This window comes from Pseudoxanthomonas sp. GW2, from assembly GCF_000283075.1.
In the GTDB taxonomy this organism is placed as follows: domain Bacteria; phylum Pseudomonadota; class Gammaproteobacteria; order Xanthomonadales; family Xanthomonadaceae; genus Pseudoxanthomonas.
The window spans coordinates 1-14437 of sequence record NZ_ALIP01000120.1; the positions used below are offsets into that span (position 1 = coordinate 1).

General features: G+C 70.9%; 16 protein-coding genes. All 16 read right to left on the minus strand.

The features are described from left to right. Positions 1–394: flagellar export protein FliJ (gene fliJ / locus B351_RS0109920; protein WP_019398884.1), on the minus strand; the 394-nt coding region annotated here is incomplete at its 3' end. Beyond that, positions 391–1797, minus strand: a complete 1407-nt coding sequence (gene fliI, locus B351_RS0109925) for a flagellar protein export ATPase FliI (RefSeq protein WP_019398885.1) — start codon at positions 1795–1797, stop codon at positions 391–393. The genes fliJ and fliI, both read right to left, overlap by 4 nt. Further along, complete coding sequence (locus tag B351_RS0109930; RefSeq protein ID WP_019398886.1) at positions 1794–2417, minus strand: FliH/SctL family protein; 624 nt, start codon at positions 2415–2417, stop codon at positions 1794–1796. The genes fliI and B351_RS0109930 overlap by 4 nt, the downstream gene beginning before the upstream one ends. Continuing rightward, the gene (fliG, locus tag B351_RS0109935) at positions 2414–3403 is read right to left on the minus strand and encodes a flagellar motor switch protein FliG (protein WP_026010577.1); all 990 of its coding nucleotides are present in this window, start codon (positions 3401–3403) and stop codon (positions 2414–2416) included. Before fliG ends, B351_RS0109930 begins: the two co-directional genes overlap by 4 nt. Positions 3404–3416: 13 nt before the next feature. Then, positions 3417–5120 (minus strand): flagellar basal-body MS-ring/collar protein FliF, encoded by a 1704-nt coding sequence (gene fliF / locus B351_RS0109940; protein WP_019398888.1) that lies wholly within the window; start codon positions 5118–5120, stop codon positions 3417–3419. Positions 5121–5137: 17 nt separating this feature from the next. Further along, a complete protein-coding gene (gene fliE, locus B351_RS0109945; RefSeq protein ID WP_019398889.1) occupies positions 5138–5515 on the minus strand; it encodes a flagellar hook-basal body complex protein FliE in 378 nt (125 codons plus the stop codon). Between the two features lie 193 nt (positions 5516–5708). After that, positions 5709–7151, minus strand: a complete 1443-nt coding sequence (locus tag B351_RS0109950) for a sigma-54 dependent transcriptional regulator (RefSeq protein ID WP_019398890.1) — start codon at positions 7149–7151, stop codon at positions 5709–5711. Then, positions 7148–7528 (minus strand): response regulator transcription factor, encoded by a 381-nt coding sequence (locus tag B351_RS0109955; protein WP_019398891.1) that lies wholly within the window; start codon positions 7526–7528, stop codon positions 7148–7150. The genes B351_RS0109950 and B351_RS0109955 overlap by 4 nt, the downstream gene beginning before the upstream one ends. Before the next feature lie 24 nt (positions 7529–7552). Beyond that, positions 7553–8983, minus strand: a complete 1431-nt coding sequence (gene rpoN, locus B351_RS0109960; protein WP_019398892.1) for an RNA polymerase factor sigma-54 — start codon at positions 8981–8983, stop codon at positions 7553–7555. A gap of 208 nt (positions 8984–9191) precedes the next feature. After that, positions 9192–9833, minus strand: a complete 642-nt coding sequence (locus tag B351_RS0109965; protein WP_019398893.1) for a response regulator transcription factor — start codon at positions 9831–9833, stop codon at positions 9192–9194. Positions 9834–9925: 92 nt separating this feature from the next. After that, positions 9926–10501: a PilZ domain-containing protein gene (locus B351_RS0109970; RefSeq protein WP_019398894.1), complete on the minus strand. Its 576-nt coding sequence runs from the start codon at positions 10499–10501 to the stop codon at positions 9926–9928. Then, positions 10498–10728, minus strand: coding sequence for a hypothetical protein (locus B351_RS0109975; RefSeq protein ID WP_019398895.1), 231 nt, complete (start codon positions 10726–10728; stop codon positions 10498–10500). The genes B351_RS0109970 and B351_RS0109975 overlap by 4 nt, the downstream gene beginning before the upstream one ends. A gap of 2 nt (positions 10729–10730) precedes the next feature. Next, positions 10731–11024, minus strand: coding sequence for a hypothetical protein (locus tag B351_RS0109980; RefSeq protein WP_019398896.1), 294 nt, complete (start codon positions 11022–11024; stop codon positions 10731–10733). Then, complete coding sequence (gene fliS / locus B351_RS0109985) at positions 11021–11431, minus strand: flagellar export chaperone FliS (RefSeq protein ID WP_019398897.1); 411 nt, start codon at positions 11429–11431, stop codon at positions 11021–11023. Before fliS ends, B351_RS0109980 begins: the two co-directional genes overlap by 4 nt. A gap of 93 nt (positions 11432–11524) precedes the next feature. After that, positions 11525–12862, minus strand: a complete 1338-nt coding sequence (fliD, locus tag B351_RS0109990; RefSeq protein WP_026010578.1) for a flagellar filament capping protein FliD — start codon at positions 12860–12862, stop codon at positions 11525–11527. 154 nt (positions 12863–13016) lie between these two features. Continuing rightward, positions 13017–14210, minus strand: a complete 1194-nt coding sequence (locus B351_RS0109995; protein ID WP_019398899.1) for a flagellin — start codon at positions 14208–14210, stop codon at positions 13017–13019. Positions 14211–14437: the final 227 nt, after the last annotated feature.

Here is a 14437-nt window from a genome sequence, read left to right on the forward strand (position 1 = left end):
CGTCCATCTCGCGCTGGCTGCGGCGCTCGTCGGCCTTGCGTTCCTGGGCGCGGTAGCTCGCCGCCAGCTGCTCCAGCACCGCCTTGTCGCGGCTGGCCAGCAGCAGGCGGGCACGTTCGGCCTCCAGCCGCTCGCGGCTGCGGTCCACGTTCCGGCTCTGCTGTTCGACCGCGCTCTCCAGGCGGTCGAGGAAGGCGCGCCGGTTGGCCAGCTGCGCCGGGCTGATCGCGGACATCTGGCTGGCGGCGTACTCGGCGGCGTAGCGCCGCAGCTCCTCCAGCCGCGATTCCTGCAGTTCGTGCGCACGCTGGCGCTCGGCCAGCTCGCGCGCCACGGCATCCTCGTGCTCCTGCGCGCGGCGCAGCAGCGGATCGATGCGGCGGGACTGCATCATGCGGCGTTCTCCTTGTGCAGCAGGTCGGCCAGGGCCTGGCGGCTATGTTCCAGGTCGGCCGAGCGGGCCACGTCCTGGCCGAGGAATTCGACGATCTGCGGCCAGCGCGCCAGGGCCTCGTCCACCAGCGGGTCGTTGCCGCGCTGGTAGGCGCCGATGGCGATCAGGTCGCGGTTGGCGTTGTAGGCGGCGACCAGGCGCTTGAGCGCGCGGATGCGCTCGCGCCAGGTCTCGTCGGCGATGTCCTGGACCACGCGGCTGACCGAGGACTCGACGTCGATGGCCGGGTACAGGCCGGCGTCGGCGATCCGTCGCGACAGCAGGATGTGGCCGTCGAGGATGGCGCGCGCGGCGTCGGCGATCGGGTCCTGCGGGTCGTCGCCTTCGGTCAGCACGGTGTAGAAGGCGGTGATCGAGCCACGGCCCTTGGCGCCGTTGCCGGCGCGCTCGACCAGCGCCGGCAGCTTGGCGAACACGCTCGGCGGGTAACCGCGGGTGGTCGGCGGCTCGCCCACCGACAGGCCGATCTCGCGCTGGGCCTGGGCGAAGCGGGTCAGCGAGTCCATCAGCAGCAGGACGTTCAGGCCCTGGTCGCGGAACCACTCGGCGATGGCGGTGGCGCGGTAGGCGCCATGCAGGCGCGCCAGCGGCGGGCGGTCGGCCGGGGCGGCCACGACCACGGCGCGGCGCAGGCCTTCCTCGCCCAGCGTGCTCTCGACGAAGTCGCGCACTTCGCGGCCGCGTTCGCCGATCAGGCCGACCACGATCACGTCGGCCGCGGTGAAGCGGGTCATCATGCCCAGCAGCGTCGACTTGCCGACGCCGGAACCGGCGAACAGGCCCACGCGCTGGCCGCGGCCGATCGGCAGCAGGGCGTTGATCGCGCGCACGCCCACGTCCAGCGGCTGGGTGATGGGCTCGCGCGCCAGCGGGTTGATCGCGGCGCCGGCCATGCTCACGCTGCCCTCGGCGCGGACCGGGCCCTTGCCGTCCAGCGGCACGCCGTCGGAGTCGATCACCCGGCCAAGCAGGCCTTCGCCCACTTCCACGCCGCCGCGCCGGCGCACCGGCACCACGCGGGCGTTGGGCAGCAGGCCGTGCAGTTCGGCGCTGGGCATCAGCGAGGTGCGGTCGCCGGCAAAGCCGACGACCTCGGCCTCGACCCAGCCGCCGTCGGCCACTTCCACCCGGCAGGTGGCGCCCATCGGCGCCGCGCAGCCGGTGGCTTCCAGGGTCAGGCCCACGGCGCGGCGCAGGATGCCCTCGCGGATCAGGCCGCGGCCGGCGGCCGGGTCCGGGGACAGGGCGCCCAGGCGCATGGCCAGGCGCAGGTTGCGCGCGGACAGCCAGTCGGCCGGCACGGCGCCGCCGAGGGCGGGATTGCGGTCGGGGGCGGGGTTCATGCGCTGGCTCCGGCCTTGTGGATCACGCTTTCCAGCGCGCCGCGCAGGCGCGCCTCCAGGGTGCCGTCGATGCGCACCGCCTCGGCGTGCACGCGCAGGTCGCCGCGGCCCAGGGTCGGGTCGGGCACCAGGCGCGCCTCGGACACCAGCGCCAGCATCGGGGCCAGGGTCTCGATGTCGTCCGGGTGCAGGCGCACCTCGACCTCGCGGCTGGCGCCGCCGACCGCGTCCAGCGCCTCGGACACCAGTTCCGACAGCAGTGCCGGGTCGGCTTCGTAGGCGCGGCCCACCAGGCTGCCGGCGATGCGCACGGCCAGCTCGCCCAGCGCGGCGGTGACTTCGTCCTCGAGGCGGGCGAGGGGGCGGGTGAAGTTGTCGAGGATGCCCTCGATCTGCGCGGTCAGCCGGCGCACCTCGGCCTGGCCCTGGGCGAAGCCGTCCTGGTGCCCCTGGGCGAAGCCGGCCTGGTAGCCCTCTTCGCGCGCTGCGTCCTGGATGGCCTGGATCTCCTCCAGGGTCGGCGGAACCGGCAGCGGCACTTCCTCCACGATCTCCGGCTCCGGTGCCGGGGGCGGTGCGATCTCCAGCTCCGGCGCCATCCAGCGCACGACGGTGCTCATACCAGCTCCTCGCCGCCGCCGCCGCTGAGGTTGATCACGCCCTCATCGGCCAGGCGGCGGACGATGGTCATGATCTCCTTCTGCGCCGCCTCCACGTCGGACAGGCGCACCGGTCCACGCGCCTCCATGTCCTCCAGCAGGATCTCGGCGGCGCGCTGGGACATGTTGCGGGTGATCTTCTCGCGCACCTTGATGTCGGCGCCGCGCAGGGCGATGCCCAGGCGCTCGCCGGAGACCTCGCGCAGCAGGGTCTGCAGCTCGCGGTCGTCCAGCTCGACCAGGTCGTCGAACACGAACATCAGGTCCTGGATGCGCTGGCACAGCTCGTTGTCGACCTTGCCGATCTCGCCGAGGATCGACTGGTCCTGGCCGCCGTCGAGGAAGTTGAGGATGTTGGCCGCGACCTTGACGCCGCCGATGTTGGACGACTTCAGGTTCTGGTTGCCGGCGAACTGTCGCTCCATGATCTCGTTGAGCTCGTTGAGCGCGTTCGGCGGGATGCCGTCGAGGGTGGCGATGCGCAGCAGCACGTCCGAGCGGGCGCGGTCGGGCAGGAACTTCAGCGCCTCGGCGGCCTGGTCCGGGTCCAGGTGGGAAAGCACGATGGCGCAGATCTGCGGGTGCTCGTTGCGCACCAGGTCGGCCACCGCGCGCGGGTCCATCCACTTGAGCGTGTCCAGGCCGGTGGTGTTGCGGCCCAGCAGGATGCGGTCTATCAGGCTGCCGGCCTTGTCCGCGCCCAGCGCCTGGATCAGCACGTTGCGGATGTAGTCGTCCGCGCCCACGCCGAGCGAGGTCTGCCGCTCCAGCGCTTGCTCGAACTGCTCCATCACGTCCATGACCTGCTCGCGGCTGATGCCGCTCATGGTCGCCATCGCCAGGCCGAGCTTCTGCACTTCCTTGGCGCTCATGTGCTTGAGCACCTCGGCCGCGTCGCTCTCGCCCAGCGACAGCAGCAGCACGGCGGCGCGCTGCACGCCGGTCAGTTCGGACTGGAGACTAGGCTGCTTCATTTCCCAACCACTCCTTCACCACCTGGGCGACCCGCTTGGAGTCGGCGCGCACGGCCTCGCGGGCGTTGCGCAGGCGGTCCTCGTAGGCATCGGAGGGCAGCGCCGCCGGCGGCTGCGGGCCCTGCAGGCCGAGCTGGGCCGTGTCCTCGGCCAGCGCGGGCAGGTCCTCGCCGTCCTCGACCAGGGAGACCTCGGTGGTGGCCGGCTCGGCTTCCTCCTCCTTCTTTGGCGCGGGCGGGGCGACGATCTGGCGGATGCTCGGGCGCAGCACGCCGAACAGCAGGGCCAGCACCACCACCGCTCCCACCAGCAGGCGCAGGGCGTCGCGCACGCGCGGGTCCTCCCACCACTTCGGCCCCTCGACCGCCGGCGCGTCGTCGCGCACGAACGGGGCGTTGACCACCGAGACCTGGTCGCCGCGGGCGGCGTCGAAGCCCACCGCCTGGCGCACCAGCTCCTGCAGGCGCGCCAGCTCCTGCTCCGACAGCGGCTGCAGGGCGACCTTGCCGTCCGGGCCGGGGCGCGGCACGTGGTCGACCACCACCGCGGCGGTCACCCGGCGGATGCGGCCGGCCGGCTGGCGGGTGTGCTGCAGGGTGCGGTCCAGCTCGAAGTTGCGGGTGGCGCTGCGCGAGCTGGTGCCGGCGGGCGCGGCCGCGGTGGTGCCGGGCAGCGGGGGGCCGTCGGCCTGCTGCTGGGCGACCGCGCCCGGCGGGGTGTTGCTGGTGGCGCCGGGGATGCCCTGCGGGCCCTCGCCGGCGGTGGTGTTCTCGCTGACCTGCTCGCTGCGCAGCTTCTGCGGCTCGGCGTTGAACAGCTCGCGGGCCTCCTCGGTGACCGAGAAGTCCATGTCCACCGTGACCTCGGCGTTGACCCGGCCGGTGCCGGTCAGCGGCTCCAGCAGCTCGCGGATGCGCTGGTTGAACGAGGTCTCCTGGCGCCGCACCTGCTCGAACTGGGCGGCGCTGAGGGCCGAGGCGCTGTCCTGGCCGTTGCTGCTGAGCAGGCGGCCGTTCTGGTCGACCACGGTCACCCGCTCCGGGGCCAGGTCCGGGATCGAGGAGGCGACCAGGTGGACGATGGCGTCCACTTGGTTGCGCTCGAGCAGGGCGCCGGAGCGCAGTTCCAGCACGACCGAGGCGCTGGCCACCTCGCGCTGGCGGGTGAAGGCCGAGGGCTTGGGGATGGCCAGGTGCACGCGCGCGTCGCGCACCGGGCGCAGGGTGGCGATGGTGCGCACCAGCTCGGTTTCCAGCGCGTGCTGGTAGCGCGCGTTCTCCACGAACTGGCTGACGCCGAAGCCCGGGTCGCGCTCCATCAGTTCGAAGCCCAGGCGGCCGCTCTCGGTCAGGCCGGAGCCGGCCAGCTTCAGGCGCGCGTCGTGCAGGTTGGCCTCCGGCACGGAGATGGCGCCGGTGGCCTGGTCGAGCTTGAACGGGATCTGCGCGGCGCGCAGCAGGTCGGCGGCCTCGGCCGTGGCCTTGGCGTCCAGCCCGGTGTACAGCGGGGTGTACTGCGGCTTCTGCGACCAGAAGAAGACGTACAGGCCGGCCGCCACCGCCAGCGAGATCGCCAGCAGGGTGCCGAGCTTCCGGCCCAGCTGCATCTCCTGCAGCTTGACCACCGCCTGGGCCGCCTTCTCGGTGGCCTGCTCGCGGTTGAAGCTGTCCTTGGAAAGAGTGATCGCCATCGTGTGTCAGTCCCTGGTCACAGCGGCATGTTCATGACGTCCTGGTAGGCCTGCACCAGCCGGTTGCGGACCTCCACCGTGGCGCGGAACGCCACCTGCGACTGCTGCGAGGCCACCATCACCCGGGCCAGGTCGGCGCCCGGCTCGCCGCGCTCGAACGCGGCCTGCAGTTCGCCGGCGCGGGCCTGGGCGGCATTGACCCCCTGCATGGCATTGGCCAGGGTCTGGGTGAAGCTGGGCACGCCGGAAACGCCGGCGGTCCCCGGCGCCTGCATCCCGGCCAGCCCCTGGATCGCGTCGCCGCGGGCCACGTCGCCGGTGCGCGCGGCGGCCTGGCCGAGCTGGCCCTGGTAGGCGCGGATCTGCGACAGGATGGAACTGATCGAGTCGGTCATGGGTTTCCCTGCGGCATGGGCCGGTGTCGTCGCAGGCGATGCAAGCGGTGTGCCACGGCGCCGGCGGGGCCTTGCGCCGGAAAACCGGCCCGGCTGCCGGCGGGGCGGGCGCGGCTGGCCCGGAAAACGCGAACGCCCCGCATCGCGGGGCGCTCCTGCGGGCCGGACGGGCCCGCGCGGGGGGCACGGAGGATCAGCCCATCACCTCGCTGTGCTCCTTCTCGATGCCGTACTTGCGCAGCTTCTCGACCAGGGTGGTGCGGCGCAGGCCGAGCAGCTGTGCGGCGTGGGCCACCACGCCCTGGGTGCGCTCCAGCGCCTCGCGGATCAGCTTCAGCTCGATCCGCGCCATGTGCTCGCGCAGGTCCAGGCCGTCTTCCGGCAGCTCGACCGCGGCAGGTGCCTGTGCGGCCGGCGCGGCCGGCGTGGTGGTGGCAGCGGCAGTGGCGGGCACGATCGCCACCGGCTCGACGCCGGCCGGGACATGGGCGCGGTAGCGGGCCGGCAGGTCCTCCAGGCGCACCAGGCCGCCCGGGTTGAGCACGGCCAGGCGCTCGACCAGGTTGGTGAGCTCGCGCACGTTGCCGGGCCACGGGTAGCCGGCCAGCGCCGCCAGCGCGGCGTCGGCGAAGCGGATCTCGCCGCGGCCGGAGCGGGCCAGCTGCTCGGAGATGGTCTGCACCAGCGCCGGCAGGTCCTCGGCGCGCTCGCGCAGGGCCGGCATCTCGATCGGGAACACGTTGAGCCGGTAGAACAGGTCCTCGCGGAACTGGCCTTCGGCGATGCGGTCCTCGAGGTTGCGGTGGGTGGCGGCGATCACCCGCACGTTGCACTTGATGGTCTGGTTGCCGCCCACCCGCTCGAAGCTGCGCTCCTGCAGCACGCGCAGCAGCTTGACCTGCATCGGCAGGCTCATGTCGCCGATCTCGTCCAGCAGCAGGGTGCCGCCCTCGGCCATCTCGAAGCGGCCCTTGCGCGCGGTCAGCGCGCCGGTGAAGGCGCCCTTCTCGTGGCCGAACAGCTCGCTTTCAAGCAGGTCGGGCGGGATCGCGCCGCAGTTGATGGCCACGAACGGGCCGTCGCGGCGCGCGGACTGCTGGTGGATGGCGCGCGCGCACACCTCCTTGCCGGTGCCGGACTCGCCCAGCACCAGCACCGTGGTATCGAACGGCGCCACCTGCGCGATCATGCGGCGCAGGCGCTGCACCGCGGGGCTGGAACCGGTCGGGCCGTCGCCGTCGCCGGCCGCCTGCTGCTCGGCGTCCAGCCGCTTGAGGCTGGCCCGGCGCAGGCAGGCTTCCAGCTGGGCGTGGCGGATCGGCGATTCCAGCGGCCACACCCCGGCCTCGTGCAAGCCGTGGGCGGCGGCGAAGGCGGCGGTGTCGCCCTCCAGCAGCAGCACCGGCGGCGGCAGCTGGGCGGCGCCCAGCCAGGCGAAGAACGCGCGCGCGGACTCGTCGTCGTCCAGGGTGCCGACCACCACCGCCATCCAGTCGCTCGGGCGCTGGCGGCCGGTGTTGACGTCGGACGGCGAGGCGGCCCAGCGCGGGTTGAGGTCCATGAACTCGAGCAACCCGCACAGGTGCTCGGCACGCGGCCCCTGGCTATCGAGGACGAGGATGCGCGATTCGCTCATGACGCTTGGACTCCGGCTAGGCGCTCCAGGATCGGTACCACTTCCTGGAGGTAGGACAGTTTGCTGACGAAGCCGTCGGCACCGGCGCGGGTGGCGTGCTCGCGGTGCTCGGCGTCGTCGAAATGGGAGGCGATGACGATGAAGGGCGGCTCGTCCTGGGCCTTGATCAGGCGCGTGGCCTGCAGCCCGCCCATCTCGGGCATGGCCAGGTCCATCAGGACCACGTCCGGGCGCAGGGCCTCGGAGCGCTCGATCGCCTCCAGCCCGTTGCCGGCGGTGCCGGCCACCTCGAGCCACTCCAGCTTGCGGAAGTGGCGCAGGACGGCATTGATGAATCCCTCGTGATCGTCGACCAGCAGGACGCGGATCTTGCGCATCGGGCTACTCCGGGGGGGCGGGGGTCAGACGGCGCGCGCCAGCGCGGCGGGGGCGGCGGCGCGGCGGCGCTCGCGCGCGGTGGGGATGGAAAGCTGTTCGCGGTACTTGGCCACGGTACGCCGGGCGATGTGCACGCCCTGGCGCGCCAGCAGCGCAGCGATGGCGTCGTCGGCCAGCGGCCGGCCCGGCGGCTCGGACTCGATCAGGCGCTTCACCATCGCCCGCACCGCGGCGCCGGAGACGTTGGCGCCCTCCAGGCGCACGGCGAAGAACTGCTTGAGCTCGAAGGTGCCGCGCGGGGTCTGGATGTACTTGCCGCTGGTGATGCGCGAGACGGTGGACTCGTGCATGCCGATCTCGTCGGCCACTTCCTTGAGGGTCAGCGGGGCGATCGCTTCCTCGCCGCGGGCAAGGAAGGCGGCCTGGCGCTCGACCAGGACCCGGGTGGTGCGCAGCAGGGTCTCGTAGCGCATGGACAGGCCGCGGGTCAGCCAGCGCGCCTCTTGCAGCAGTTCGCGCATGGCCGCGGCGCCTTCGCCGTCGCCGGCGTGGGCCAGGGCGCGCTCGTAGCCGGCATTGATCGCCACGCGCGGGGCGGTGGCGGGGTTGAGCGCCACCCGCCACTGGCCGTCGGCATGCCAGGCCACCACGTCGGGGACCACGTAGCCGTCCGCCGTCTCCACCGCCTCCTGCAGCGGACGCGGCTGCAGCGACAGGATCAGGCGCACCGCCTCGGCGACATCGGCCTCGTCGGCATCCAGGCGGGCGGCGATGGCGGCATGGTCGTGCGCGGCCAGCGCATCGACGCAGGATTCCAGGATCCGCGCGGCCAGCGGCCGCCCGGGGCAGGGCGCGGGCAGGGCGGCCAGCTGTGCCTGCAGGCACTCGCCGACGTCGCGCGCGGCCAGTCCGGCCGGCTCGCCGTGCAGCAGGCGCTGGCGCACCGCCTCGATGCGCGCGGCGGCCACGTCGAAGCGGGCGGTGGCGCGCAGCAGCAGGGCGGAGTGTTCGCCTTCCAGGTAGCCGGACTCGTCGCAGTGCTCCAGCCAGAAGGCGGCGATCTCCAGCTCGGCTGGCTCCAGTTCCAGGGCCAGGGCCTGCAGCACGCGCACGCAGGGGTCGCTGGAGCCGGGCTCGGCGATCCGCTGCATGCGGTCCTCGCCTTCGCCGCTCCAGCTGGCGCCGGGCACGTCCCACATCGAGGGTTCGGGCAGTTCGTCGAAGGCGGCGGTCTCGACGCCGGCCACCGCAGCCGGCTCGACGTCCCCGGCGGCCGGCGCCTGGGCTTCGGCCTGGGCTTCCTCTTCCAGCTCCAGCAGCGGGTTCAGTTCCAGCGCACGGGTGACCTCCAGTTGCAACTGGAGGGCATTGAGCTGCAGCAGCCGGATCGACTGCAGCAGCTGCGGCGTCAGGTTGAGCTGCTGGCCCAACTGCGCGGACTGGATGGCCTTCATCTTGCTTTTCCCCATTCGGCGCCGGTTTCGTTACGCCGATGTGAAGCATCCTGCCCCGGTTGCGTCGGCGGAAGAATCGGGGGGTGCCTGATTCCTGAGGGGGTAGCCCCTACAGCGTGTAGGGTTTTTACCTACAGCGTCGTTGAAATCCTGACGCAGTGCGCATTTCGGGGACGGTGGCGCCGGAATTTCGCCGCGCCGGAACGGCTCAGCCCAGCTCGTGCTGGTGCTTGACCGCCAGCAGCACCAGTTCGCTGGCGCGGCGGCAGCCCAGGGCCTCCATCATGCGCGCCCGGTGGGTCTCCACCGTCTTGACGCTGATCCCGAGGCTGCTGGCGATTTCCTTGCTGCTGAGGCCGCGGCCGATCTGGGCCAGGATCTGGCGCTGGCGCGGGGGCAGGGCGGCCACGCCCTCGGGGCGGGCCTGGCGCGAGCGCCCCAGCAGCGGGGCGATCATGCGCGAGGAGATGCGCGGGCTGAGGAACACCTCGCCGTTGGCCGCCGCGCGCAGCGCCAGCTCCAGTTCCAGCGGGGCGGCATCCTTGACCACGAAACCGGCGGCGCCGCGGTCCAGGGCGTCGCGCACGTGCAGCGGGTCGTCGTGCATGGACATCATCACCACCCGCGTCTCCGGCACCTTCTCGAGGATCCCGCTGAGGGCCTCCAGGCCGGTGCGCCCTGGCAGGGACAGGTCGAGCAGGACCAGGTCGGGGCGGTGGATCGCGGCCAGGTCGATGGCCTGGTCGGCGTTGGCCGCTTCGGCGACCACGTCCACCCCTTCGAAGGTCTGCAGCAGGCGGCTGAGGCCCGCACGGACCAGGGTGTGGTCGTCAACGATCAGAACTCGCACGGCCTGCTGCCGATCCCCGGGAAAATTCCTGCCACCTTAGCCCATGGGCGTGGGCTTTTGTAGCCATCCGCGACCGCGTTCGCGGTTCAAGCCTAGCGGCGGCGGGCGTCGGCGACCTGGCGGCGGTGCATGCGGAACAGGTGGCGGCCCATGGCCTCCTCCAGTCCCGGGGGCAGGGCGGGGAAGCGCAGCCAGACCCAGCTGGCCTGCGGCCCGCGTGCGGCGGCGCTGACGATCACCGGCAGCTCGACGTCGTCGGGCAGCCAGTCGGCCGGCTGCAGGCGCACGCTGCCGGCCGAGTCCGGCTCCGGCAGGGCGGCGTCGGCCGCCAGCTGCAGGCGCAGCCCGCGCACCGACCAGCGCAGCGGCGTGGGCGGCAACGGCGGATTGGCCTGGCGCACCAGCCGCCCCAGCAGCACCAGTACCAGGTCCAGCTTGGCGTCAAGGCGCTGCGCCAGCAGTGGCAGTTCGCCGCGCTTTTCCTCGGCGTTGTCCTCGGTGCGCAGGTCCTCGACCTGGGCCAGGCCGAGCAGCAGGGCCTCGGCCTGGGCGGTGCGGGCGGGTACGCCGGCCAGGAAGCAGGCCGGCAGGACCGCGTCGCAGGCCAGCACGTCGCCGAACAGGCCGTGTTCGGCGGCCTGGGCATGGGCGGGCCAGGAAGCGTTCATGCGCTGCCTCCGGTCAGGGGGCCGTCGTCGGACAGCATCAGGTGCTGGAGCTGGAGCAGGCCGCGCAGCGTCTGCAACGGCGCCTGCGGGCCCAGCGATTCGATGAGTTCGCGCAGCCGTGTCTCGTGCCCGGCCAGGACCGCGTCGGCGGCGCCGTAGTCGCCCCTGTCCAAGGCCTGGCGCAACGAGGTGAGGTCGTGGAGCAGGGCGGCGAGGCTGGCGGGCATCGTCAGGTCCCGGCGTAGGCGTGCACGGCGCGGTTGGCCTGGCGCTCGCGCCGCATCAGCCCGAGCAGCTCGTCCTGGCGGGCGCGCATCGCGGTGATGACCGCCTGCTGGCGCTGCTGCAGGTCCAGGATCCCCTCGCGCATCGCCGACGCGCCGGGAAGCGCGCAGAACTCGCGGATCGCGCGATCGTAGGCGTCCAGCATCGGCGGCATGGCCTCGATCTCGCCGCGCCCGAGCGCGGCGCCGATCTCGTCCATGGCCCGGTGCAGCCCGGCCAGCCGCGCGGCCGGGCTCATGAGGCCACCGCGGAACGCTGCGCGCGCGGGATGGAATTCCAGGCCGACTCGACCTCGCCCAGCAGGTCCAGCGATTCGGCCAGGGCGGAGCGGTCGTTGTGCAGGTTGGCCTCGGTCAGGCGGCGCACGATGTAGTCGTACAGCGACGACAGGTTGGCCGCCAGCTGGCCACCGGCCTCGTGGTCGAGCGAACCGTTGAGGTGGCCGATGATCGCGCAGGCCTCGCCGATCGCCTTGCCCTTGCGGGCGACATCGCCCTGCTCCAGACAGGCCTGCGCGCGACGGATGCGCTGGCTCGCACCTTCGAACAGCAGCGCGATCAGCTGGTGCGGATCGGCCTCGGCCACGCGGGCGGAGATCTCGGTCCGGCGGTACTGGTCGGCGAAGCTGTGTTTGGAGGCGTACATGATTTGTTCCTCGGTATTGCAGCCTTGCATCTCCTCCAGCGGGGGAGTCGGGGCAGGGCCTGCAGTCCTTATCGACCGGATGGCGTCGCCGCTTTAACCCGACTTGCCGCTGGACAGCAGGTCGTTGAGAGAGCTGGCACTGCCCTGGAGCTGCATGATCATGGTTTCCATGGCAGTGAACTGGGATGTGTACAGGGTGGCCAGGCGTTCCATCCGCACGTCCAGCGTGTCCAGCTGCTCTTCCAGCTGCTTGAGCTGCTTGTTCAGGCCTTCGGTCCGCGCGACCAGCGTTCCTCCGGCGGTGTCCAGGTGGACCTTGAGGAAATCCTGCATGGGCGTGGCATAGGCCGACTCCTTCCCGAACAGGCGCTCCAGCGCCGCCGGGTCCGCGGCATGCGCCTTGTCGAAGGCGTCAGCGCTGAAGCTCATGGTGCCCTCCTTGGAAACCGTGATTCCAAGCGCCTTGAGCTCCAGCATGTTCCCGCTGAACTGGCCACGCAGCTGGGATTGCAGGTTTCTGACCAGGGCGTCGCCGGTGAGCGGCGATGCGCTGCGGGTATTGGCATCGTAGGAGCTGGTGCTCTTCAGCGTGGACATCGTGCTGTTGTAGGCACTGACGTAACCCGCCAGTGCCGTCTTGATGGCGCCGGTGTCGCTGTTGACCGACAGGGTGTGCTGCTTGCCCTCGGAAGCCGAGGCCAGGTTCAAGGTCACGCCCGGGACCAGGCCCTCGACCGTATTGCTGCTGGATACGCGCTCGAAGCCGTCTACCCGTACCAGTGCATCCTGCGCGGGCGTCTTCTCGTGCAGTCCGCCGCCCTCGGAGCTGGTCAGCGCGAGCAGGCTGCCGTCGTCGTTCGTGGCACTGATGGTCAGCGCGCCGGCGCTGCCGGTATTGGTGGCACTGAAGACCAGATGCTCGCCGTCGTCCGCCTTCACCACGCTTGCGACCACGTTCTTCCCGCCGGCCGCGCGGTTCACCGCCGCTGCGATGTCGCTGAGGGTGTGGGTTTCCTCCACATCCACCCGCAGCGGCGCTTCGCCGCCGAAGTCGATCTCCAGGGTGCCGGCACCCACCGTCGCCCCGGGCTCATACCCGGCGGAGGCAAGCTTCTGGGCGGTTGCCAGGCGCACGACTTCGACGCTGTAGCTTCCCGGAACCGCCTTGTCGCTGGCAGTGGCCGTGAAGCCGGCGTCGGTCGGGACGGCGGCCTTGAAGGCCGCGGTGCCGGCGCTCCCGACCACCTTCTGCAGCGCGCCTTGCAGGGCGCTGAGCGCGCTCTTGACCTGTCCTACCGCCGAGAGCTTTGCGCTGGCTGTCGTGCTTGCCGCGGTGATGCGTTTTTCCGTGGGCAGACGGGTCGCCGTCACCAGCTGCGAAACCAGGGACGCGATGTCGAGCCCTGATCCTCCGGTGGAAATCGATGCCATGGTTGCTCCGTGCGGATGTCGGTGGCGTACCTGGGGTTATCGGCTGCCCCGGAACGCGCTTTAGCGCCGGGTCGATGCAAGCTCCGTGCCGACAGGAGCGGATGCAAAAAAGGCCCCTCGTGAGAGGGGCCTTTCCGGTCGGGTCCGGCGGGCCTTACTGGAGCAGGCTCAGCACGCTCTGCGGGACCGACTTGGCCTGGGCCAGCATGGCCGTGCCGGCCTGCTGCAGGATCTGGTTGCGGGTCAGTTCCGCGGTCTCCTTGGCGTAGTCGGTGTCCTGGATGCGGCTGCGGGAAGCCGAAAGGTTCTCCGCGCTGGTATTCAGGTTCGCCACCACCGAGGTGAAGCGATTCTGGATGGCGCCGAGGTCGGCACGGGTGCTGTTGATCGCCTGCAGGGCATTGTCGACGATCGACAGGGCCTGTTGGGCGCCAAGAACGGTATCGATCTTGATGTTTTCAGCGTGGACGGTTTCGATGTCCGCCGCGTCGGCCGGCACGAAGGGGTCGAGGGGCGTCGCGGTGCCCCAGCCAGTCTCCGCATCTTCGTCGGGAGCCGCAGCGCTCAGCTTCACGGAATCGGCATCTAGCGTCACACCGTCCTTGACTGAAGTGAGGCTCAGGCTCCCGTCCTCGGCGACGCTCGCGAAGATGCCCGACTCGCCGATCTTCGCATTCATTGCACTTGCAATTTGCTTCGCCGCTTCTTTGGTATCGGTGCCCTTTTTGATCACGACCTCAATCTCAGCTTCACCAACGGTCCCAGTGACCTTCACGTCGTTGGCGCTTGCGTCGATTTCGCTCAGATCCTGAGTGCCACTGGCAAAGCTTGAGCCGCCCAGCGACTTGATCCTCGCGTCCACTACCTTATCGATCGCAATTGCTTGGCCGGAGTTAGCGCCGACCTGGAACAGTTGGCCGGAGAAGCTGCCGTCCAGCAGCTTGGTGCCGTTGAAATCCGAATGCTTTGCAACGCGATCGATTTCCGACAGAAGCTGCTTTACTTCAGAATTCAGCGCCGCACGATCCGTATCGGAGTTGGTGGCGTTGGCCGACTGCACGGCCAGCTCGCGGATGCGCTGCAGGTTGTTGCCGATCTCGGTCAGCGCGCCTTCGGCGGTCTGCGCCAGCGAGATGCCGTCATTGGCATTGCGGGCAGCGACTTCCAGGCCGCGGATCTGGGTGGTGAAGCGCTGGCTGATCGCCAGGCCGGCCGCGTCGTCCTTGGCGCTGTTGATGCGCAGGCCCGAGGACAGGCGCTGGATGGTCGTCGCCATGCTCGCGCTGCTGGTGCTCAGGTTGCGCTGCGCGTTGAGCGACATCACGTTGGTGTTGATGACTTGTGCCATTTTGAGTCTCCTCTAAGCGATTCATCCCGGCGGACAGGACTGCGTAAGCCTTGGCCGGACCTCCGCAGGGGGGTCATCAATCTGACCGGTGCCGCTGCTGTATTCATTAACGGCGGCAGGGTTCGAAGCTTTAGCGCCGCGCCGGGATTTTTTTCTTATGCGCCATGAACTTGCATGGCCCCAAAGGGCTTCTTTCCGGGCGCGTCCGGCTACGGTATCGATTAACG